Annotated in this window: 19 protein-coding genes; 7 read left to right on the plus strand and 12 right to left on the minus strand. The window is 45.4% G+C overall.

Annotated elements, in window-relative coordinates; translation table 11 throughout:
* Positions 1-145: 145 nt before the first annotated feature.
* The 9 genes from glpQ to glpT form a co-directional block, all read right to left on the minus strand.
* Positions 146-1,252 carry a glycerophosphodiester phosphodiesterase gene (glpQ, locus tag C7R91_RS21215; RefSeq protein ID WP_047074646.1) on the minus strand — a complete coding sequence of 369 codons (1,107 nt, stop codon included), beginning with the start codon at positions 1,250-1,252 and terminating at the stop codon, positions 146-148.
* Positions 1,253-1,522: 270 nt separating this feature from the next.
* Complete coding sequence (locus C7R91_RS21220; protein WP_047074644.1) at positions 1,523-1,819, minus strand: putative quinol monooxygenase; 297 nt, start codon at positions 1,817-1,819, stop codon at positions 1,523-1,525.
* A 31-nt stretch (positions 1,820-1,850) separates the two neighbouring features.
* Positions 1,851-2,489, minus strand: coding sequence for a nitroreductase family protein (locus C7R91_RS21225; protein ID WP_047074642.1), 639 nt, complete (start codon positions 2,487-2,489; stop codon positions 1,851-1,853).
* A 27-nt stretch (positions 2,490-2,516) separates the two neighbouring features.
* Positions 2,517-2,936 (minus strand): MarR family winged helix-turn-helix transcriptional regulator, encoded by a 420-nt coding sequence (locus C7R91_RS21230; protein ID WP_047074640.1) that lies wholly within the window; start codon positions 2,934-2,936, stop codon positions 2,517-2,519.
* A gap of 358 nt (positions 2,937-3,294) precedes the next feature.
* A complete protein-coding gene (locus C7R91_RS21235) occupies positions 3,295-4,509 on the minus strand; it encodes a Ger(x)C family spore germination protein (protein WP_047074638.1) in 1,215 nt (404 codons plus the stop codon).
* Entirely contained in the window at positions 4,487-5,596 is a 1,110-nt protein-coding gene (locus C7R91_RS21240) for a spore germination protein (protein WP_047074636.1), read from the minus strand. The genes C7R91_RS21235 and C7R91_RS21240 overlap by 23 nt, the downstream gene beginning before the upstream one ends.
* Before the next feature lie 28 nt (positions 5,597-5,624).
* Positions 5,625-7,118, minus strand: coding sequence for a spore germination protein (locus C7R91_RS21245; protein ID WP_047074635.1), 1,494 nt, complete (start codon positions 7,116-7,118; stop codon positions 5,625-5,627).
* Positions 7,119-7,123: 5 nt separating this feature from the next.
* Complete coding sequence (locus C7R91_RS29785; RefSeq protein WP_012684041.1) at positions 7,124-7,249, minus strand: hypothetical protein; 126 nt, start codon at positions 7,247-7,249, stop codon at positions 7,124-7,126.
* 198 nt (positions 7,250-7,447) lie between these two features.
* Positions 7,448-8,812 (minus strand): glycerol-3-phosphate transporter, encoded by a 1,365-nt coding sequence (gene glpT / locus C7R91_RS21250; protein WP_047074633.1) that lies wholly within the window; start codon positions 8,810-8,812, stop codon positions 7,448-7,450.
* Between the two features lie 412 nt (positions 8,813-9,224).
* Here glpT and C7R91_RS21255 point away from each other — a divergent pair, with 412 nt between their 5' ends.
* Complete coding sequence (locus C7R91_RS21255) at positions 9,225-10,748, plus strand: chitinase (protein WP_047074631.1); 1,524 nt, start codon at positions 9,225-9,227, stop codon at positions 10,746-10,748.
* A gap of 472 nt (positions 10,749-11,220) precedes the next feature.
* The gene (sstT, locus tag C7R91_RS21260; RefSeq protein WP_047074629.1) at positions 11,221-12,459 is read left to right on the plus strand and encodes a serine/threonine transporter SstT; all 1,239 of its coding nucleotides are present in this window, start codon (positions 11,221-11,223) and stop codon (positions 12,457-12,459) included.
* 303 nt (positions 12,460-12,762) lie between these two features.
* Here sstT and C7R91_RS21265 read toward each other — a convergent pair whose 3' ends face one another.
* Positions 12,763-13,359 carry a hypothetical protein gene (locus C7R91_RS21265; protein WP_141336907.1) on the minus strand — a complete coding sequence of 199 codons (597 nt, stop codon included), beginning with the start codon at positions 13,357-13,359 and terminating at the stop codon, positions 12,763-12,765.
* A 315-nt stretch (positions 13,360-13,674) separates the two neighbouring features.
* On the opposite strand from C7R91_RS21265, the gene C7R91_RS21270 reads away from it, so the two are divergent.
* A complete protein-coding gene (locus C7R91_RS21270; protein ID WP_047074625.1) occupies positions 13,675-15,651 on the plus strand; it encodes a methyl-accepting chemotaxis protein in 1,977 nt (658 codons plus the stop codon).
* Positions 15,652-15,720: 69 nt separating this feature from the next.
* On the opposite strand, the gene C7R91_RS21275 is transcribed toward C7R91_RS21270, so the two are convergent.
* Positions 15,721-16,302: a TetR/AcrR family transcriptional regulator gene (locus C7R91_RS21275; RefSeq protein ID WP_016742704.1), complete on the minus strand. Its 582-nt coding sequence runs from the start codon at positions 16,300-16,302 to the stop codon at positions 15,721-15,723.
* Between the two features lie 238 nt (positions 16,303-16,540).
* On the opposite strand from C7R91_RS21275, the gene C7R91_RS21280 reads away from it, so the two are divergent.
* Genes C7R91_RS21280 through C7R91_RS21290 form a run of 3 tightly spaced genes read left to right on the plus strand, consistent with a single transcriptional unit; the run spans position 16,541 to position 19,847 of the window.
* On the plus strand, positions 16,541-17,779 hold the full coding sequence (locus tag C7R91_RS21280) for an MFS transporter (protein ID WP_047074622.1): 1,239 nt from the start codon (positions 16,541-16,543) through the stop codon (positions 17,777-17,779).
* A gap of 42 nt (positions 17,780-17,821) precedes the next feature.
* Entirely contained in the window at positions 17,822-18,892 is a 1,071-nt protein-coding gene (locus C7R91_RS21285; RefSeq protein WP_047074620.1) for an LLM class flavin-dependent oxidoreductase, read from the plus strand.
* 13 nt (positions 18,893-18,905) lie between these two features.
* Positions 18,906-19,847, plus strand: a complete 942-nt coding sequence (locus C7R91_RS21290; protein WP_047074618.1) for an alpha/beta hydrolase — start codon at positions 18,906-18,908, stop codon at positions 19,845-19,847.
* 106 nt (positions 19,848-19,953) lie between these two features.
* On the opposite strand, the gene C7R91_RS21295 is transcribed toward C7R91_RS21290, so the two are convergent.
* Complete coding sequence (locus C7R91_RS21295; RefSeq protein WP_012684054.1) at positions 19,954-20,298, minus strand: carboxymuconolactone decarboxylase family protein; 345 nt, start codon at positions 20,296-20,298, stop codon at positions 19,954-19,956.
* 386 nt (positions 20,299-20,684) lie between these two features.
* Here C7R91_RS21295 and C7R91_RS21300 point away from each other — a divergent pair, with 386 nt between their 5' ends.
* On the plus strand, positions 20,685-22,064 hold the full coding sequence (locus C7R91_RS21300; protein ID WP_047074616.1) for an amino acid permease: 1,380 nt from the start codon (positions 20,685-20,687) through the stop codon (positions 22,062-22,064).
* The last annotated feature ends 96 nt before the right edge of the window (positions 22,065-22,160 follow it).

Consider the following 22,160-nt stretch of genomic DNA (forward strand, 5'->3'; position numbering starts at 1 on the left):
ACTTTAAGGGGTGCATTTCACAATTAAAATGGTCATGTCTGGGGCTTTTTATTGTTTGCGTTTGTTGGAGGTCAAAATGCCAAGGTTTCGATTCTAAAAATAAATTTGGAACCTCGGTAACTCGTTTAGGTTACAGTGTTCTGTGTCAGCTACGCTGGGACTGGGGTATTTTGCTTTGGTACTCCGCTCTTCGTAAAAAATCAACGGCACGGTCAGGGAAGTCCGTAAACACCCCGTCAACTCCTGCTGTGAAGTAGAACTGATCGAGCAATTCCTCGAAGCTTGCTGCATAGGCAGGGATTTCTCCTTTATCCGCTCGGAAGGTGTATGGATGCACTTCCAGGTCAGCTTCATGAGCCTCTTTGACAAGATTGGTAATGATCAGGTGGTCTCTCGTCGACTCTTCTTTGATGATCATCGGCTTCCATGGCCCTACGCCGTCTGCGTATTTCGAAATTTCTTTCATCGCCCCTTTTTCAAACATCCAATCGTAGTTGTAGGGAGATGCCTTACCGTTTTCATAGATCATGGTTTCGTTCCAGCTGGTTTCTGCCATGAGCTGTACAAGCTTCACGTTCATATTCAAATGTGGATAGAGCTCCGTGCGAATCCGTTTTGCTTCATTGGGGTCGAAAGTCTGTATGTACGCTTTGTCATTCTTGGATACATAACCGTACTTTTTCAACACCTGCAGCACTGCGAGGCTGATGTCCTTTCCTTCGTGTCTGTGGAACCAAGGAGCTTTGATCTCTGAATAGATCCCTACGTTACGACCTGTGCTTTTGTTCATACCCTGGATGAGTTCAATCTCTTCTTCTAGGGTGTGAACACTGAAGCTGGATTTCCAGAGAGGGAAGCGATCTGGATAGTTTTGCACCTGCTTGCCGTTTTCCGCTGTGAAGACCTCTGTTGCTTTCAGTTTCTTGATCTCGTCAAGAGTGAAATCAATAACGTAATACCTGCCGTCTTTTCGTTTTCTATCAGGGTAGACCTCCGCTACATTGGTTACGCTGTCCAGATAATGGTCGTGCATGATAACCAGTTTGTTGTCCTTTGTCATGACCACGTCTTGTTCGATGTAGTCGACTCCCATCGCGTAAGCCATCGCTTTTGCGGGCAGCGTATGTTCCGGCAAGTATGCGCTCGCTCCGCGGTGGGCGATGACAATCTTATCCGCTTCGGCAAAGGATACGCTTCCAAAGCTTGTTGTAATTGCGAGAGCGGCTGCCAGGGATGTAACTAGTTTTTTCATGTTCTGCCTCCTCCATTTGGATGAAAAAAAGATCCACAAATTTCACTGGTAGGTTATACCATACCAAATGAAATATTGTGAATCTCCTGATCTCCATCACAAAAATATTATGTTGGTTACTAATGTAAGGGATAAAGAAAGCGCTGTCAACAAATAGTTGGCGGCTGCCCTTTTCAAGCAGAAATTTGAGATTCCATAAGTATTGCTGGACAAAAAAACAGCAAGGCTGATCGCAGGACCAACCTTGCTGTTTTTCTCGTACATCACGAATTACAACTTCACAGGCTCTCCTGCGAATACTTCCAATTCCATGGCTGCTGCAAAAAAGGAGGGGGCTTGCTTCACGAAAGCCTGAAAATGAGCGCTTGCATTGTGGGCCGCTACTGCGGCAGCGTCCTTCCACTTTTCTACCATGGTGTAGTGATATTCTTGCTCTGTGCTTTTCAGAAGGGTGTATCCCACATTTCCTTCTTCAGCTTGGCTTGCAGCAACCAGGGCTTTGGCCGCTTGAAGGAAGGCTGCTTCCTGTGCGGGTATCACTTGCAGATGGGCATGTATAATAAGCATGGTTTTCTACCTTTCTTCCAACGAATTAGAATTATTTCCAGGTTGTCACTGTCTCAACAGGGAGACGGTAAGATGGGTATCCTTCCTTGGCTGCTTTCCCGATACTGATCAGCATGATCGGTTGATAGCGATCCTTGTCCAAATCAAACGCTTCTGCTATTTGATCCTTTTCATAGCCGCCGATAGGGTTCGTGTCATAGCCGAATGAACGGGCAACCAGCATCAATTGCATGGATACGAGGCCGGCATCGATAAGATTGACATCCCGCAGGTCAGAAGCTGGTAAATTGGCGTAGTAAGGCTTTACGGCTTTCAACTGCATGTCCTTCACTTCCTGCGGCATGTATCCGAGCTCGACAGCTTTTCCAAATATCTCATCCATATATTCCGCATTATTCATGTCGACGAATACGGCAATAACGGCGGAAGAGGTGAGTACCTGCGTCTTGTTGAAGCGTGCCAGCTCTGCAAGCTTTTCTTTCCCTTCTTGACTTTCGATCACCACAAAGCGCCAAGGCTGCATGTTGACCGAAGATGGAGCGCGTGTGGCTCCCGCTAGAATTTCAGTCATTTCCTCGCGGCTGATTTTTATTTCAGGATCATAAAGTTTGACAGAACGACGACCAAACGTGATTTCACGAAAATCATTGGTTCTTTGTACGGTGTTCATGTAAAAACAGACTCCTTTCTGGAACAATCAAATATTGTTTTGCATTCGTTTGAGAAAATCAGTTAAGACCTGCGTTTCATCCTCGCTGAAGCCTTCCAGAATCTGCTGGATAAAATTTCGTTTCTCGCTTTTGTACCCTTCAATCCGATGATGTCCTTCTTCGGATAGACGAACGAAGGTTTCGCGGTTATCATTTGGATTTTTGTGTCGGGTTACCATACCATCCGCTTCCAGTTGCTTCAGGTGGCGTGTAATGGCAGCACTGTCGATATTGACGTGCTTTTGTAGCTGGGACTGATTGATTTCGTTGCATTCGCAAAGGATTTGCAAGATCGAGAGACGAGTAGAGCTGATTCCGGTACAGCGTTCGAACTTGGGACTTATTTTATTGGTTAATCCGATGAGCAGATTCAGTATCTGCTCCTCTTCAAATGCCTTGCGTGTCATGAAAAATGCCTCCCGGGGGCAAGATGAATAGGAACTCAGTCATATATCCACAAGCAATGAGAACATACAGTCAGTTGAGCATGATGACTTGATGATATTTGACGCATCAATAATTGATACATCAAATAATATAGCATCTTATTTTAGCGTTTGCAACATATGGTCTCTGCAAAAGTCGCTGGGCTAACGGAGGTGATAGCAATTTGTTCAAGGTATCATCATGTTCTTCCTCAAAAAAAGACAGGACGGTATGGTCATAGCAGAAGTTAAGTGATTCATACGAAGAGGAAATGGAGTAAGGGGAGAGGGGGCATCTTACTCCAATCGCAATTAATGGATAACAGAACGAAAGGAAGCTTCACTTGCTAGGTCCTGATGCGCCGAAATCAGTCATGGTCAGCTTTACGAAGTAAGTGATGGGTACGGTGCTGAATGTTTGGTCCCAATCTTTTTTTACTTTCTCCCACGTTTTTGGATACTCGATTCGCAAACGTTCTCCGAATCCAGCAACATCAGCATGGAGATTTTTTTGCATTTTTGCTGTGACACTCTTGACCAATTGCCGTACTTCCAATTCAGCCGCTTTTTCCACCCTTTTCAGGAATTCATTTTCAAAAGGATTTGCGTTCAACACCCAATTTTCAGACAAGCGTCCCTTCGAATTGATATGCACATCAAAGGAAATCTTGTTTCCGTCAACATGGGGAGTGATTTTGCTCTCCATGGTTTCGATCTCATAGATGATGAGTTGACCTGTCTCCTTGTCCAGGCTTCTCACTAGCCCTCCTTTACCTTTTCCGGTTATCCACGTTATGCCCTCCAAATCCATTTCGTTTAAAAATCCCGCCCATTTTTTTGTCTTTCCATTGATCACGGCTGCCCCTTCAAACTTTACTTCTTTGTCAGAAGCGGCTACATTTTGCAAGAGAAAGCTTGATTCGGAATTCAACTTGGCGGTTAATTTGGCGAGTGACACAGGAGGTAAAATTTTGGCTGTTCGGCTTCGGTTATCTACGATTCCAAGCAATTTCAGAGCTGGCAATTCTCCAGGTTTTTTGGTTTCCAAGACATGGCGGGCATTCCCGTTACAAACCAATACCAAGCAGCTTGGACGTATTTCGTTATCTCGCAGAAATAGATCCAGCAAAGATTCCAAACGATGTGTGCGTAACAGAGCCTCGCTAATCACAATGATTTTTAAGTGCGGGCTGAACAAGGGGGCATCATGACTCAATGAAAATTCACGGATGATTGGAAGAATAGATTCACCGGTTTGGGACGCATTCAAATATGCTTTTTGTTGTGGTCCTGCCGAACTGCTTTCTTTGCTTGTTGCTTTTGGGTTAATAAATTGATAAGTCATGGTGATTGTGTCAACGTGAGGAGGGCTCTTTCCTTGCTTTTCCAGCTTTTTTTCAACATTTGATTTGTTGCCGACATCCAATGCTAAACCGATGCCCATACCCATCTTGTCGATATCCTGGCTGCTCCAGCATCCGGTCAGTAAGAAGAGCAGGAAAACAGATAACGATGTCAAGAGGAGGAGCCGCTCACGATGATGACTTTGCTTCATGCTTACCCACCTTCAAGCGAGAAATAATAAGAAGGAGAAGGGGCAGTATGCCAAATAAGAAAATGGAAGCATTGCCCACAAAATCTCCAAGTGCAAATACGCCATTGATTTCTTTCGGAGTCATCGTGATGATGTAGATAACAGGCAGCAATCCAAATAGAAACGGCTCAATATTTTTCTTGAGGAGCTGGGCGAGGCCTAGGGCGGCTGAGTAGTAAGCCAACGTGAAAGTAGAAAAGATTTGCATAATCCATAATACGAGCAGCAACGATTCAAACCGTTCAAAGAGTAAACCGGTAATTTCAAAGCTTCGTATGAGATCAATGGTCGGCCATGTCCTTGTGACGACTCCATCGATTGAAAATGCCCCAATGACCATCACGACTGTGATCAGGTAAAAGATCAACGAGGCGCTAATTCCCACCACAACGGCTTTCACGGCTTTGTTTGGCTGTCTCATGTATACCACCAGAATCATCATTATTTCAAAACCGGTATAAGCGAGCGCAGTTGGTTTAATCCCATCGAACACCGGTTTCCACCCCAGCCCCAATACGGGACGAAGATGATCGATTTCAAAAATTTTTATGCTCATCAAGGAAACCACCAAAAAAAAGAGGACAGTAATTGGCAAGATAATCTCAAGCATACGGGCGAGACAATTGATGCCACCTACGACAAGATAAAGAGCAACCCACAAAAATACCATAACAATGGCCCACGTTGGGGTTTTCTCCAGCAAGTAAAAGGTTGTTACTTCAGCCATAGATCGGACTTGAAGAGATGAGGTTAAACAAAAATAACAGATGATAAGAAGACTGAGTATCCTTCCAACCCATTCCCCTGCAATCTCCTGGCTGTATTCAAAAAACGTTTTATCAGGGAACCGCTGGCTTAATTTTACAATGATTATCCCAGTGAACATTGCGAGTAAACCGCCAATAAGGACACTTATCCAAACATCCGGTGTCTTTGCTTTTTCCACTGAGATTCTAGGCAGGGTAAGGATTCCCGCTCCCAGTATAAAGTTGATGATGATCACTGCTGTTTGCGAGGTGGTGATCCGATCATTTCGGGTGGGTATCATTTTGGGCTTCACCTTCTATACTGAGTGGCTATCCTTTGCGAGTCGGCTCTTTCGTATGCAGCATTTTTGGACGGCGTTTCATCATCATGAGTGGCATGCGCACCATAAAATCTTTCCAATCGCTTAACCGATAGGGAACAGCAGGAGTAACATAAGGTACACCAAAACTTTTTAGTTTTACCAAATGACTCGTAAGCAAGAGAAAAAACAAAATCACTCCGTACAATCCAAACATGGCTGCGGAGAACATGACCAAAAACCGAATGAGACGTAAGGAAATACCCAGGTTGTATGACGGAATGGCAAAAGAGGAAATAGCAGTGACAGCCACGACGATTACCATAATTGGGCTGACAATACCTGCTTGTACTGCGGCTTGACCAATAATCAGTCCACCGACAATCCCAATGGCAGGGCCGATTGGTTTCGGCAATCGAAGACCGGCTTCTCTCATAATCTCGATGGAAACTTCCATGATCAGTGCCTCCAACAGAGCGGGAAATGGAACTCCTTGTCGAGTGCCGATGATGGAAATAGCCAATTCGGTAGGAATCAACCCTTGGTGAAATGAGATAAAGGAAATATAGAGGGCCGGTATAAGCAAGGAAGCAAAGGCAGTGAAAAAGCGCAACAAGCGAATGAATGTGCTTGGAATCCAGCGCTCATAATAGTCTTCAGGCGATTGCAGGAGCATGCTGAACGTAACCGGAACGATTAAGGCAAAAGGAGTACCATCGAGCAAGATGGCCACTCGTCCTTCCAGTAATGCACTGATGACGCGGTCAGGCCGTTCTGTGCTCTGCACCTGCGGGAATGGGCTGAGATAATTATCTTCAATAAATTGCTCCACATAGCCGGATTCCGGCACATGGTCAATTTTAATTTTCGTAATTCGGTTTTTTACTTCTTCAACCAACGCGGGATTCGCAATCTCTTTCATATAGGCGATAATCAGCTCTTTTTTTGCACGCTCGCCCACCTGAAATTTTAGGAAGAGAAGATCTCCATTTTCACCGTGTCTCCGCAAGAGGGCGGTATTTTCGCTTAACGTTTCCGTGAAGCCTACTCTAGGGCCTCTAACCAAAGATTCTGAGACAGGTTCATCTATATTTCTTGTTTTTACTTTTACAGTATTAAGAAGGAGAGCATTTGCGGCCCCTTCAATCAATAGTGCCGTGAAGCCAGTCAATACTTTTGTCCTCAGATCGTATACATCCCGGCATTCCAGTATTTCATGGATGGAAAGCACATGATTGATGAAAAACTCTTTGGAACCAGAAACGTCCCCGGAAGAATTCTCCTGTACCATCACTGCCACAGAATCATTCATGAGCGTTTTCAGAATAGTATTATCGATGAGATCCCGATCGGATAACCCATCTACAAAAATAATGGAAGCACGAATGGCAGTCTGTCCGAAAGAAAATTCGCGGATATGCACATCTGCGTTTTGGCCGATTTCCTGACGGATAAGATTCAAATTCGATAGGTAATCGTCTGTAAATGGAGCGATACTTTCCATCTATATCACTCTTCCTCCGTTGTACGAATCCAATGAAATAATCTTGAAATCGCATAAGGAACAAGAAAAACGACTGCGGCTTGAATAAAAACTGGCCAGGCAGGAAGATTTGAAACAATTGTTTTCCACATGGTTTTCCTCCTTTGCAGCTTCATTACAGTCGTAAAATGAACTTGTCCTATTTTGTTCTAGCATGGCAATTCTTATTCCAATCAGCTGGAAAATGTGGTATTCAATGTTCAGGTTAGGCCACTCTGGATCGGGGGAATCGGTTCTGATAAAAAAGAAGGATAAAAATCACAACGATTTTCATCCTTCTTTTTGCTATATTAATGATTTTTAACGACTTCCTGCCCCCGTACATTCCAAGTAAGGGCAAAAACAAGAGCAGCCAATGCGCACGAACCTGTCAGCAACATAAATCCTGCATCCCAGCCAGAAGCATCAACAATAACCCCCATCAATGCGTTCGCTGTGACTGTACCGCCCAGGTAACCAAACAGACCCGTCAGCCCTGCAGCGGTTCCGGCAGCCTTTTTCGGAACAAAATCAAGGGCTTGCAAACCAATCAGCATGACTGGACCGTAAATCAGGAAACCGATAGCGATCAGGCAAATCATATCGACCACGGAATTTCCTGGTGGGTTGAACCAGTAGACCAGAACAGCGATCAATACGCCGAGCATAAAGACAAACCCTGCGGGTCCACGGCGGCCCTTGAACAATTTATCGGACAGCCAGCCGCACAGGAGCGTTCCCGGGATACCTGCCCATTCGTACAGGAAGTAGGCAACGCTCGACTTGTTCATATCAAAGCCTTTTTCCTCACTCAAATAGGTCGGCGCCCAGTCCAGAACGCCGTAACGGACGAAGTAGACGAAGATGTTGGCAATCGCGATTGCCCAAACCCATTTGTTGTTCAATACATATTTGAAAAGGATTTCTTTTGTGGAGAATTCTGTTTCAAACGTTTTCTTTTCTTTGTTTGGATAGTCATTGCGATATTCTTCGATAGGCGGCAGGCCGACTGACTGCGGAGTATCGCGAATTAAGAAATACGTAATGAATGCAAAGACAATGGCAACCAGAGCAGGCAGGGTAAATACACCTTCATACCCGGAAGAGGTATTACCCGTAAGTCCAGTAAACATCGCTGCACCTGCAACAGCGAGGGGGGCCATCAAGCCTCCGCCCACGTTATGGGCTACATTCCAAATGGCTGTTTTGTTACCTCTTTCACTTACACTAAACCAGTGTACGAGGACACGCCCGGATGGAGGCCAGCCCATACCCTGGAACCAACCGTTCAGGAACAGCATCACAAACATGATCGTGACGGATGAGGTGAAGTAAGGAACAACCCCCATCAATAAACTGATAAGTGCAGAAAGAATCAAACCGGCAGGCAAGAACATTCGCGGGTTGCTTCGGTCTGAAAAAATGGCCATTACAAACTTGCTGATCCCGTAGGAAATCGAAATGGCCGATAACGCAAAACCGAGCTCTGATTTTGTAAATCCTTCTTCAATCAAATAAGGCATGGCGAGTGAGAAGTTTTTGCGGATGAGATAGTACGCCGCATAACCGATGAAGATTCCGAGAAACACTTGAAGCCTGAGTTTTTTATACTCAGAATCAATTTGTTCGTCAGGCAATCTGTCAATAGGCGGTGCAGGCTTAAACAGTTTGAGCATCTTATTCCTCCCCCTAGGTGATTTCTAACAAAGATGGAGATGCACGTAAAAAAACCCATACTTTAATGGCGCTTTCAAAAATGAAAGTGCCAAAAAGTATGAGTCTCCGAATCTCCATCATAGTTAACTTGTCGTAAGTGTATTCTATTATTCTGTGAAAACGTTGTCAATGCCGAGCCCGTGGATCACGCTTAAAAATTCTGGAGCATAAGAAAATTTTCCGTAAAAACGTGGTCGCACCACTTCAAAAAAGCCTCGATAGAGCCTTTTCTTATGTGTATGTTATTCAAAAAAATACATTTTTTTCAAATATAAGTATATCTTTATATTAACTCATCTGTATGAGGGGGGTAAAGCAAAGAGGTAGGGGATATCTTTTTTGCACAAGTAAAAATGAAGGAGGCTTTGCTTGATGTATGTTTTGATGAGAAAAACAGGAGTTTTGGTAGTACTATCGCTTATCTTAATTTTTTCTCTATTCCCGCAGTCTTCTGACGCCATGACACCGTGGACTCCCAACACCGTATACAAGGTAGGAGACATGGTTACGTATCAAGGGCAAGATTACAAATGTACATTTGCTCATACATCGCTTGTCGGATGGGAACCGCCTAACGTACCGACACTGTGGCAACTGCAAGGTCCCTCTGCTCCCGATACCATCCCACCTACGTCCCCCACAAATCTTAGTGAAGTAGGGGTATTAAGTAGTTCGGTCAGCTTATCTTGGTCAGCTTCTACGGATAACATATCTGTTCAGGAGTATCTCGTCTACAACGGAGATACACTTGCTGGTACATCGAGTACAACATCCTATACTGTGACTGGGCTTCTACCAAATACGACATATTCATTCACGATCCAGGCAAAAGATGCCGCAGGCAATGTATCCCCACCCAGCGCCTCGATATCGGTAACCACTTTATCTAAATCCCCAAATGAACCGGTGTCCAAACGAGTTTTGATCGGCTACTGGCATAATTTTGACAATGGTTCTACAGTACTCAAGCTAAGAGATGTCTCAGATAAATACGATGTCATCAATGTTGCGTTCGCAGAACCAGTCGGTGGCGATCATGCGACAATGGGATTCGTGCCATTCAATGCATCCATTGAGGAATTTAAGTCGGATATCGCCTTGTTAAAATCAAAGGGGAAGAAGGTCCTCATCTCGATTGGCGGAGCGAATGGTACAGTAGAACTAACGACGGAAGCTGCCAAACAAAATTTTATTACCTCGATGACCTCGATCATTCAAACGTATGGTTTTGATGGTATGGATATTGATCTGGAAGGAAGCTCCCTGTCGTTAAATGCGGGGGACACTGATTTTAGAAATCCGACAACGCCGAAAATTATAAACTTGATCTCAGCGACTCAGACGATCACGAATACATTTGGCCCATCCTTTATTTTGACAATGGCACCAGAAACGGCTTATGTCCAAGGAGGTTACGCTTCCTATGGTGGGCCGTGGGGCGCTTATCTGCCTGTGATTCATGCCCTACGCGATCAAATGAATTATATCCACGTCCAACACTATAATTCTGGAGCGCTCGAAGCATTAGATGGTCGTACGTATCAACAAGGAACGGCTGATTTCCAAGTAGCGATGGCCGAAATGCTATTGAAAGGATTCCCGATCGGGCGTAATCCTAACAACATGTTTCCAGCCTTGAGGGAGAACCAAGTCGCGATCGGGCTGCCTTCTGCTCCAAGTGCTGCCGGGGGAGGGTATACGTCTCCTGCCGATGTCCAGAAAGCCCTTCAATACTTGGTAAAAGGCACGTCTTTTGGAGGAACTTACAACCTCCAAAATCCGGCTGGTTATCCGCAGTTCCAAGGAATAATGACCTGGTCTATCAACTGGGATGCCAGAAATAACTATTCGTTTGCCAATCATGTTCGCACTTCGCTTGATTCATTGAACCAGTAATAACGGAATATTCATGCAACAGGAGAGCACCAGAAATTAGCCGACAGACGAAACCCTCCCTAGGTTCTTACCGGGGAGGGTTTTACGCTTGGTTACCCAACACCCCGAGTAGAGGGGCAGTATTATTGCCTTACCAACATCTTTTATCGTAAGGATTATCTGCACAATACCACTAGGGTGAGAGTTAAGTTAACGGGCAGTGTTTTTGAGTGATTCATTCACGCTGCTTTTTCGTTATAGAAGCATAATTCTTGGTGGTGTAGGTGAAGCCATAAATTCATTTAAAAAGGTAGTTGTTCAGTTTGGGAGAATTTATGCATTTGTAATATATCAAAAAATCAGTATAATGATACTTATTTGTCTTTGTGGAGTGGACTGTGATTAGGATAGCCATCCATCGAAGATAGAATCATACAGAAAGCGAGAATCTATTGCAGGGTCGGGAGAAGTTTATCTTAGTGGGGGGACATCTATGAAAAGTATACTGACGAAGGTAAGTCAAGTAAGTCTTGTAAAGCAAATCATTGTAGGTTTGATTATTGGTATTATCCTGGCTGTAACGATCCCTGAAGTAGCAAAACCCGTAGTAGTTTTAGGTTCTTTATTTGTAGGTGCTTTGAAAGCGATTGCACCTGTGTTGGTACTCTTTTTGGTTATGTCAGCCATTGCTCAACATAAAAGTGGGCACCAAACGAATATGAAATTCATAATTGTCTTATACCTTTTAGGAACCTTCTTAGCTGGATCAATCGCCGTTATTGCAAGCTTTATATTCCCTGTAGGCTTAACACTTGTAGAGGGAGCTAAGGATGTGACGCCTCCTGGCGGTGTTGTAGAGGTTCTCAAGACGTTGTTGCTAAATGTGGTTGATAACCCGGTTAATGCAATTGTTAAAGCGAACTATATCGGTATTTTAGCTTGGGCAGTACTTATTGGTTTGGCTTTACGAAATGCCGCTGATACGACGAAAACGATGATTACTAATTTTTCGGATGCGGTATCGAAATTGGTTGGTTGGGTAATTAAGCTTGCACCATTAGGAATCATGGGACTAGTATTTGAGTCAATTACTACAAGTGGACTTAATGCGTTAGTAGGCTATGCGAAATTACTTGCTGTTCTAATTGGTTGCATGCTCTTTGTGGCACTGATTGTCAATCCAATCCTTGTGTATGCAGCTATACGACAAAACCCTTACCCGCTTGTTTTCAAGTGTATAAAGGAAAGCGGCATTACAGCATTCTTTACACGAAGCTCAGCTTCAAATATTCCTGTAAATATGAAATTATGTGAAAATCTAGGTTTGAATAAAGATAGTTATTCGGTTTCGATACCATTAGGGGCTACTATTAATATGGCTGGTGCAGCTGTCACGATTTCTGTTTTGACCCTTGCAGCGGTTCATACACTTGGTATTCAAGTGGATATCCCTACCGCTATCATCCTTAGCATAGTATCGGCTATATGTGCTTGCGGTGCATCAGGGGTGGCTGGTGGATCTTTATTACTGATTCCTCTAGCATGTAGCCTATTCGGTATTTCAAATGAAGTTGCGATGCAGGTAGTCGGAGTCGGCTTTATTATTGGAGTGTTACAAGACTCTTTTGAAACGTCACTTAACTCCTCTTCAGACGTTCTTTTTACAGCAGCAGCTGAGTTTAAAGAGTGGCGAAAAGAAGGAAAGAAAATAAATATCTCCAAAGCAGCATAGGCGAATGAACTGCACCCCAATTGTGAGACTGGATTAACAATTGGGGTGCAGTTTTATTTTATTGTGGTAGATCGAGAACCGCACAGAATCGCTGTTACAGCGTTTCTCCACGTGTAAAATTAAAAATGCTTGTGAGGAGTGCGTGTGAAACGGTATCGTGAACAACGGTGTTTTTTAAACAACTGTTTAATAGCTACTGTGATAGCCATTGGCCTGAATTTCCCGGTATTTTCCTCTGAAAACAAGCCAAAAAAACCTCCAAAGCTACTACTGTATAGCGCCAGGAGGTTTCTCGCTTACAACTTATGCTATCCAATCGATGGTAGATCCAGATACATGTTGGTTTTCCATTCGCTGTTGCAGGTAAGGGTTTTTCTTTTGCTCATCTATTTGCTTGTCGTTAAATGAACGCTCTGCCTGGCTAGCTTCTTGAGAATTCTCAAGCTTTTTGTCGATCTCGTCAGCCATCTCCAGCAGCTTGCCGTCCAAGCCTTCTGCCTTCCGCTTTAGTTCTTCGGACCTCGTAAAATCTCCGTCCTTTGACGCCGGTTCCCACGCCTTAGCCTCTAATTCCAAGGTAATCTTAGCGCGTTTAACATTATGTACATTCTTGAGATCGTGAGTTGCTGTTAAAACAGCATGGAGGGTAGGGGAGGATTGTGGTGATTCATCTTGTTGGAGGGCGGAATCTGAAGCTTTCTGTTCCTTGCTCTCTTCATCCGTACCTCTCGCCTTGCGTTGTTCTTCCAACTGGATTTGTTTCATTTGCGTATCGATTTCCTCGATCTGTTTGTCCATCTCATCCAGTCGTTCTTTCATGATTTTCGGGTCTGTCAGTTTTTCAGCTGCATCCGCATAATAGTTGTTCCGGCTTTCCAGCATCGCTTGCTTTTGTTCCATGAGGCTTTGCAGCATCTTATTAGGGGCGTTTTTTCCATTGCTTAGCTGTAGGCCTTGCTGGCTAATCGTTACATGATCCTGCTTTTTGTTGCTGTCGTGCTCCAGGGCTTTCGTCTGAAGGTGAACTGCGCTTCTATACTGGACGGACGGGCCCATGGAATATCTAGGTGCCGTGAAGTTTCAAATAGCTACTAACAGGGAAAATATACTTTGCAGAAATGTCCATGTGGAGATGATAGGAACGCGCCTTCTAACGACCGGTGAGGCGTTGTTTGCGTTTCAACTCGTTATTCTACTAGATAGGAGTCCTCACAGATGATAAAGAAAATGATTACTGGTTATAAAGCATCGCTGTCTAAGCAGATCCTTTTTTTACTCGTCCTGCTTATTGTTGTTCCCTCTGTCGTTTTGAGCCTGACCTTAACACAACTGGCGCGCAATCAGTTAGAGCACGAATTGTTGTCCCAAGTCGAATCGGTTACCACGATGATTACACAAGTACTCAATAATTCGTACGAGGATTATTCTGCTACGATCGATAGCTTTGCGGATGTGCAAGTTCCGCCGGGGCAACGTGCCGATACGTATATCTATGATCGCATTCGCAACATAGAGAAAGACATCGACAATGTTTTGGCTGCGTTCATGTACTACGACAATCGATACTACAACTCGGCGAAAAAGGAAATTGATCCGACTACCCGTGAATGGTACAAGGAAGCGATGCAGCACAAAGGGCAGGTCGTTGTGACGCCACCTTATATCGACGCGATAAGCGGAAGCTACGTAATTACGTTTGCCAAGACGCTCTCCGATGGTAAAGGGGTAGCTGGAATCGACGTTTCTATCGATCACTTAAACGAGCTGGTAAAGACGTACAAGATCGGGGAAAAGGGATATGTGAGCTTGTTCGATCAGAAAAACGTGACACTGTCGCATCCACGATTCCCACAAGGCAAACCGCTTGAAGACGAGCGTTTCCAAGTGATGCGTGATCAAGCACAGGGTTCTTTCGAAATGAATGATGCCGAGCTTCGTGAATATTACCATTTCAATAAGCAAAATTCGCTCGGATTGAACGTTGTTTCCGTGATTGATTGGAGTGAAATCAATCAAAAAACGGGGCCACTGTTGCGGACTTCATTCTTGTTCATCGTACTGTTGCTTGCTCTCATTGCCCTGTTCGTTTGGATATTCATGAAACGCACGGTGCGACCAATCCTGCAATTGAAGCAACTGACCGACTCAATCGCGCAGGGGGATTTGACGGTCCGGTCCATCCAGAGTGGAAGAACGGATGAGATTGGGCAGCTGCAATCCAACTTCAATACGATGTCGCAAGCGTTGTCTGACGTCCTGCGTCAAATTACCGATCATTCCGAGCAAATCTCTGCTTCCTCCCACCATCTGTCTGCGAATTCGGAGGAGAACGTGCAAACGATTGAACAAGTCGCTGCCTCCATGCAAGAAATAGCGTCCATGTCTTCAGATATGAATCAGAGTATAGATAGCGTGAAGCAATCAGCGACGCAAGCGCAACAGGAGCTGGATGATGCCATTCGCATTCTGCGTGAGAGCACGGAAATGTCGCAGCTCATTACAGGTCTGGCCAGTACTGGGGAGGAGTCCCTCGGAGCAGCGAGACAACAGGTGAATATGATCGTGGAACATTCCATTCGTTCAAAAGATGAAATGGAGGAGTTAAAACGGGTTGCTGGAGAAATTAGCGGGGTGACGAATTTCATCCAGAATATCGCCTCTCAGACGAATTTGCTTGCGTTGAATGCTGCTGTTGAAGCGGCGCGCGCCGGGCAAGAAGGCCGCGGGTTCGCTGTCGTCGCTGATGAGGTACGCAAGCTGGCTGATCAGACAGGTTCTGCTGCTGAAAAGATCGACAGCCTGATCGATGAGGTCCAGAATCGCGTCCTTCACATGGTTAGACGCACGGAGGAAGGCGTAGATTCTGCTACAGCCGGAAGTGATTTGACACAATCGGTTGAACAGCGTTTTACGGAGATGTATGGGGCCATTAACCGCATTGACGCCCACCTCGCGCAAGTAGCCCGCGTCAGCGAACGGTTAATGCAATCAAATACGGCGATGCTTGTAGCCTTTGGCGAATCGAGCGCCATGAGCCAAGCTACTGCACAAGAGGTCGACCAAGTCGCCGCAGCCAGTGAAGAGCAAAATGCTTCGATGGAGGAAGTGGCGGCTTCGGCAACGCATCTTGCCAACATTGCTGAAGAGCTGCAATCATTGGTGCACCGTTTTAAATTGGAGCGCACACAGTAGTTGTAGTGATAAAGAGAAAGAAGACCGACAGACGTTGGTCTTTTTTTTTGTCCAAGTTGATCCGGATAATTACCTAAGTAACGTAAGCGTAACTTCTATTGAATTATCAACAAACGATCGATTTGGGCGAGATTTCAAGATTACGGTCAGTCCAATTAACGATACGATAAGTGCTTGTGCGGTAGCTTTCGCGTCTATACTCGAATCGAGTTCACCTGATTGGATACCCCGCTCGATCGTTTCTTGAAAGATGACAGAGAGGTACATTTGGTGTTCCCTTGTCAAAATCTCAAATTTCTCATCATGAGGGGCTAGCTCGACCATGGTATTAATGCAAAAGCATCCTCGGCTGAGACCTTCCGTATATTCCTCGTCGGCCACCTCTTTAAAAAAATGGCGAAATGCCTCTTTCACGGATGGCTGGTTTTGAAGCTTCGTTCGTATCTCGGAAGCACGTGACATCGTGTATCTGCGCAGTGCGGCTTCGAACAATTCTTTTTTGTCTCCAAAGGTTGAGTAAATACTGGGGCGCTGGATGCCCATTCGGGAAGTTAAATCACTTAATGAGGTAGCTTCATACCCCTTCTCCCAAAAAAGCTGCATAGCTGCATCTAGTACTTTTTCTTCGTCAAATTCGCGTGTTCTTGCCATAAAGAGTTCCTCACATTACTCATGAATTTGAATCTACGTGACTGCCAATGCTTTTTGTACTGAATGGTATTTTATATTTTATTGTTTTTCATCTGTTTTGTCAATTTGAGGTTGGCCTTTTCAAACGTGAAAAAGAATGTTATTGACAGAAAAAGAAATAGTGGGATATATTTACTGGGCGTTATAATGTACCGATCGGTATGTTATTAAAAGTTGAATGGAGGTAAGGTGAAGACAGATGGAAGAGGTTATTGAAAATGGAGCAGCCAAGGCCAATAGGAAGGCGGATTCAGCGCAAGACTCTCCCATGCCTCGCTATGTAATATTCTTGTTTGCGGTTGCTTGCGGGATGTCAGTTGCGAATATTTACTTCGCGCAGCCGCTACTTGATCATTTGTCGATTGAGTTCGGTATTGACTATTCCATCATTGGGATTCTGATCACCCTTACTCAAATTTTTTATGCGGCAGGACTGTTGTTGCTTGTCCCGCTTGGCGATTTATTGAACCAGCGTCGCTTGATTATCGGTCAGATGTTTTTATCTGTGGTAGCGCTGGTTATCGTAGGGACTGCCTCCACCAGCACGGTACTATTCGCGGGTATAGCTGCGGTGGGATTGCTTGCCGTTGTGACGCAGACGATTGTTGCATTCGCGGCGACCATGGCTGCTCCCGCTGAGCGAGGGCGAGTGGTTGGAGTAGTTACAAGTGGAATCGTCATCGGCATACTTCTAGCGCGAACCATTGCAGGAGTTTTAACAGATCTTGCGGGGTGGCGTTCCGTATATCTGGTCTCTGCTGTATTTCTATTTTTACTGGTTTGCGTGTTATTTCGGGTATTGCCAAATAGGGAACGGGAGGTAAAGCCGTTATCCTATCTCCAGTTGCTTGGATCGGTACTGAAGCTGTTCGCACAAGAACGGTTATTACGTATTCGCTCTGTTCTGGCTATGCTGATTTTTGCTGCCTTTAGCATTTTGTGGACGCCATTGGTATTGCCTCTGAGTGCGCCGCCATTATCTTTGTCGCACACGGCGATTGGGGCTTTTGGTCTCGCAGGAGTTGCCGGAGCGTTAGCGGCAGCAAGGGCAGGGAGGCTTGCAGATCGAGGCTACGGACAGAGAACGACGGGTTTTGCCTTGAGTCTATTGCTACTATCGTGGCTGCTAATCAGCTATGTAGAACAGTCGTTATTTGCCTTGGCGATCGGCATTGTTTTGCTTGATTTGGCGGTACAGGCCGTGCATGTTACGAATCAAAGCATGATCTTCACCTTAGGTGCAGAGGCGCGGAGTCGGCTAACGGCGGGGTATATGGTTTTCTACTCAATCGGCTCTTCTGCTGGCTCCATTGCCTCGACCTATACATATGCCCATTTGGGTTGGGAGGGAGTATGCTTGCTCGGCGCCTCTGTCAGTGCGTTGGCTCTGGTGTATTGGGCACTGACCAGACGCGTTTCGGCTATCCCAAGAAAATAGAGCGGTTGACTGATGTAAATTTTGCAAAAGGAGAGAGGGTCTGTGGAGATTGGTATTACTTCGTTTGTGGAAACGACGCCGGATGTTCAGACTGGTGAAGTGATCAGCCACGCACAGCGATTGCGTGAAGTTGTCGAGGAAATCGTCCTCGCTGATCAGGTTGGGCTTGATGTATTTGGCATAGGTGAACATCATCGCAAGGATTATGCTGCTTCTTCTCCAGCCATGGTGCTGTCTGCGGCTGCGCCACTGACAAAAAGGATTCGGCTGACGAGTGCAGTGACAGTGCTTTCTTCGGCTGATCCAGTGCGTGTTTTTCAAGATTTTGCTACACTCGATGGCCTTTCAAATGGACGGGCAGAAATTATGGCGGGACGGGGTTCCTTTATCGAGTCTTTTCCCTTGTTCGGCTATGACTTGAATGACTATGAGGAGTTGTTTGAAGAACATTTGGAACTGCTCCTGAAAATACAGGCGTCGGAAAAAGTAACCTGGAGGGGCGGTCATCGGCCAGCTATTCAGAATTTGGGCGTGTATCCACGGCCTGTTCAGAATCCTTTACCCATATGGATCGGCAGCGGAGGCAATCAGGAATCTGTTGTTCGAGCAGGTCTGCTGGGACTGCCGTTGATGCTGGCGATTATTGGTGGAAGTCCGCGGCAGTTTGCACCACTTGTGCAGCTTTACAAGAAGGTAGCCATGCACGCTGGTCATGACGTATCGCGATTAACGGTTGGGTCCCATTCACTCGGGTTTGTTGCAGAAGATACGGAACTGGCGGCAGATACATTCTTTCCTTCTACGCAGGCAGGAATGAACAAAATCGGAAGGGAGCGGGGCTGGGCGCATTATAACCGCGCTAGCTTCGATGCCGCGCGCAGCTTGGAAGGGGCGATGTATGTGGGTGATCCGGAGACGGTTGCTCAAAAGATCATTCACCTTCGCAAACATGTAGGCATGACGCGCTTTATGATGTATGTACCGATATCCACGATGCCGCATGATCAGGTAATGAGAGCCATTGAGCTGCTAGGGACAGAGGTAGCGCCTCGGGTGCGAGAGGAAATAACTAAGTGGGAAGCAGAGACACAGCAAGAATCAACTTTTGCATAATGGAGGGATTCACGTGGATTTTCATCGTCGAGTACTGCCGGAATTAAGGCAAACATTAGCACAATTCCCTGGTTTTCAACTCGAAGAAAATATAGAGTCGAGCAGGGCCATGCTGAAAAATCCGCCTATTGTGAAGTCAGAGGACGTACGTACTACAAGTCGAATGATTCCGGGCGCAGCAGGAGAGATGCTAGCGAAAATATACGAGCCCGTCCAGCGAACTGGCAGTAAGCTTCCAGCCATGCTGTGGATTCACGGAGGAGGCTATGTGCTGGGGCACCCCGATATGGATGATGCTTTATGCGAACGCTTTGTACAAGCGGCTAATTGTGTCGTCGTATCGGTCGATTATCGTCTGGCTCCCGAGCACCCTTATCCAGCTGCCATCCATGACTGTTACGCAGGTTTAACGTGGATGACAGACGAAGCTGAGTCACTCGGCATTGATTTGGATCGGGTTGCGATTGCTGGTGCAAGCGGGGGAGGGGGGCTGACCGCAGCCCTTGCTTTAATGGCTCGCGACAAGGGCGGACCGGCGCTTATCTTCCAGATGCCGTTGTATCCAATGATCGATAACCGTAATCGTACAGCGTCGAGCTATGAAATCGAGGCTGAAAATGCAACATGGAACCGGACAAACAATTTGGCTGCGTGGAGCATGTACCTGGGCGAAGGTGCCGACGACAGTCAGGTATCCGCATATGCGGTGCCTTCGCGAGCGGAAAATTTGGCGGGGCTGCCGCCGACCTATACGTGCGTAGGACAGATTGATCTGTTCCGAGATGAGACGATCGATTATGTGACGCGCCTTGCACAAGCGGGCATAGACGTAGAATTTCATCTGTATCCCGGATGCTACCACTGCTTTGAAGTGTTTGTCCCTGAAGCGGAAGTGAGCCAGCGCGCCAGCCAAAGCTATATAGATGCGATGGCGAGAGCGCTTAATCCTAAATAATCGATGAGACAAAAAGCACAACAACCGAACGAGGGAGAACTCGGCGTTTGTTGTGCTTTTGTAAGTTTCTGTAAGCGCAGTGGTACAGGAATTTTCGGTCATCTTCTCATTGAATTGTTCCCTGTTTTTCCTCCATCACATCATTGATTAATATGACGCCATGCGAAAGGGTCGTTCCGCCGCCGAATGCTCCGGCTACCGCCACTGTTTCAGCAATTTCTTTTTGGGAAACTCCGTCGTTGAGAGCTGCTTCCAAATGATAGACAATGCAATGCTCATTTCCGGAGTAAAGGGAGATAGCCAGTGCCTGCAAATGTTTATGCTTGGATGACAATTCACCGGACGAAAAGCATTGACTGGTGAATTCATTATATGCTCGCAAGGCCTCTGGCATCAGCTGCCCAAAAGCTTGCAGTCCTTCTCGATACTGTTCGGCCAAATAGTGCTCCATGGTTCCATTTCCTCCTATTTTAAAATCGCTGATAGTATTTCTTTGCTGGGAAATTTTCATACAGCTTATCCTTTATGGAGGTAGGATCACATCTGTAATCAATTGACTTTTCATGTAGTTTTTCTTCTTCTTGAATACAAAAATATTTAGTTATCAAGTATTTTCCTTGTAAATATAATTGTGGATATTATTAAAACATATTAAAATATATGAAGTGATCTTCGAATATAGCGTAAGGCGGAGAGGGGAATAATCTTACTAACCAGTAGGAATGCTTGATAAGAAGTAAAGAGAGATGTAAGAGGCAGTTTTTCAATCAATAAAACGAGAATGACTAGAAGCTATCCGAAAATACCGCCAACAGCAGAGAGGAAGAGGAAGCTTACGTGGAAAACAAAGAACTGAAGAGAGGCCTGGAAGCGCGTCATATTCAGATGATTGCTTTGGGCGGTACGATTGGTGTTGGGCTATTTATGGGGTCAGCCAGCACGATCAAATGGACAGGCCCATCCGTCATGTTAGCTTATGCAATTGTAGGAATTTTTATTTTTTTCATCATGCGTGCAATGGGTGAAATGTTGTATATGGAACCGAGTACGGGTTCATTTGCGACCTTTGGGCATAAGTATATCCATCCGTTAGCAGGTTATATGACGGCTTGGAGTAACTGGTTCCAGTGGGTCATTGTCGGGATGGCAGAGATCATCGCCGTCGGGCAGTATATGCAGTATTGGTTCCCGGATTTACCGCCTTGGATTCCAGGCATTATTGCAATGGTGATTCTCGGTGCAGCAAACTTGGTCTCGGTAAAATCATTTGGTGAATTTGAGTTTTGGTTTGCCATGATCAAGATTGTAACGATCGTTTTGATGATTATTGCAGGGTTTGGATTGATTTTCTTTGGTATCGGAAATGGTGGAAACGCAATCGGGTTATCGAATCTGTGGGAGAATGGCGGATTCTTTACAGGCGGTTGGACAGGCTTTTTCTTTGCTCTTTCCTTGGTGATCGGGGCATATCAAGGTGTCGAGCTCATCGGGATTACAGCAGGGGAAGCAAAAGACCCGAAAAAAACATTAACGAGTGCGATCCAAAGTATCATCTGGCGTATTTTGATTTTCTATATCGGTGCGATTTTTGTTATTGTAACCGTTTACCCTTGGGATCAATTGCAGGCAATCGGCAGTCCGTTCGTTGCTACTTTTGCGAAAATCGGTATTACCGCTGCTGCAGGTATCATTAACTTTGTCGTGATCACTGCTGCCATGTCTGGCTGTAATAGCGGGATTTATAGTGCAGGACGTATGCTGTATACCTTAGGTGTAAATGGCCAAGCCCCGAAAGTATTTACAAAGCTGTCTTCGAATGGTGTACCGCTGCTCGGTACGATTGGTGTTCTGATCGGTCTGGGTATTGGGGTTATCTTAAGCTATATCGCCCCAGAAAATCTTTTCGTATATGTGTACAGTGCGAGTGTGCTGCCTGGTATGGTTCCGTGGTTTGTCATCTTGATCAGTCAAATCAGATTCCGAAAAGCAAAGGGTGCTGAAATGGACAACCATCCATTCAAAATGCCTTTTGCCCCAGTGTCCAACTATTTGACCATTGCTTTTCTCATCATGGTACTCATCGGTATGTGGATCAATGATGATACACGCGTCTCCCTGATTGCCGGGATTGTCTTCTTGGCGATTGTGGTCATCAGTTTCTTTACACTCGGAATAAACAAGGCAGTACCACTGGACGAGCAATCAAACAAGAAATAATGAAAAGGGGCCAACTTTTGTTGGTCCTTTTTTTGTTCATCAAATCGCCTTTGTACGGCATACCTACTTCGTTTATCATTAGGATGACTGGACTGG

This window comes from Brevibacillus formosus, from assembly GCF_003013405.1.
Classification (GTDB): domain Bacteria; phylum Bacillota; class Bacilli; order Brevibacillales; family Brevibacillaceae; genus Brevibacillus; species Brevibacillus formosus.